Genomic DNA, 999 nt, shown 5'->3' on the forward strand with positions numbered 1-999 from the left:
ACGAGAAATTGTTGACTTTTGTGTACAATGGTTTTGTTCGAATTATTTTCTCTAGCGTAATTTACGCTTAACTCTGTCGGCTTTTAATCTATATGTAAAGAATTACCTATATCCCAGGCTCATAAGAGAATAGTTTACAATGTTACATATTTACAGTATTCGTTTTAGCATTCCCTAGTTTTTTACGATACCACAGTTCACAAGGATACAATAATAGGTGAAAAAGCATATGAACAATGATAGCGGAAATTAAACCATTCGACCAGAATTGCCAGCCACAAAAAATACCTACCCACAAATTTCCTAATACAGCATAAGAATATAGCCATCTTGATTTTTTCATTCCTTTTACACCTAGAAAGTGAGTGATTGCAAATAGAATACTAGATAGGATAATCCCAAGAATCACAATAATCTGAGTCACATCATGAAAAAGGCTCATCAACGTGATGAAAAGCGGCATAAGACCCCATCGGAAGATGATTTCTTCAACAACTCCACCATATAGGACTCTAGCTCCTAATCCTACACCATGGCGCTGATGTTCAATTTGTAGAAACGTTTCTTTATCAATAACTTTTCTAAAGAATCCATAATACATAATAACATGTCCGAGAGAGCAAATTACTCCAATTAAAACTGCTTCACCAATGTTGCTCGGTGAAATAATATTTCCATTTTGGATCTTTGACAAGAAAAATACACCCATTCCGGAAAAAAGTAAAACGAGTAGAGTATGGAGAAAAAGACTTAGGTAGATAGAAGGTGTTTCAGGAGTGTTTTCTAACTTTTTGTTTATTTTTTGCTCAGCTAAGCTCATTGTAACAATTCCTGGTATAGCAATGCTGAATACAAAGATCCAGTTGAACATATGCTGTCATCTCCCTTGAAAATAGACTAAGAAAGACCTTTTATGTATGTTGACGCTATGCAAGGCTGTGATAGTCCTTCATATTTTTTTGTAGACCGACTAGTCGGTTTCATTGTATAATATTTACC

At 34.6% G+C, this 999-nt stretch carries 1 protein-coding gene; it reads right to left on the reverse strand.

Annotated elements, in window-relative coordinates; all coding sequences use genetic code 11:
- Positions 1-142: 142 nt before the first annotated feature.
- Positions 143-871, reverse strand: coding sequence for a CPBP family intramembrane glutamic endopeptidase (locus V7183_RS24865; RefSeq protein WP_335361201.1), 729 nt, complete (start codon positions 869-871; stop codon positions 143-145).
- Positions 872-999: the final 128 nt, after the last annotated feature.

It is taken from the genome of Bacillus sp. JJ1127 (assembly GCF_036965845.1).
In the GTDB taxonomy this organism is placed as follows: Bacteria; Bacillota; Bacilli; order Bacillales; family Bacillaceae_G; genus Bacillus_A.

Excerpts from the sequence above, each read along its gene's own strand:
- V7183_RS24865 (WP_335361201.1), bottom strand. The coding sequence starts at position 871 with ATGTTCAACTGGATCTTTGTATTCAGCATTGCTATACCAGGAATTGTT.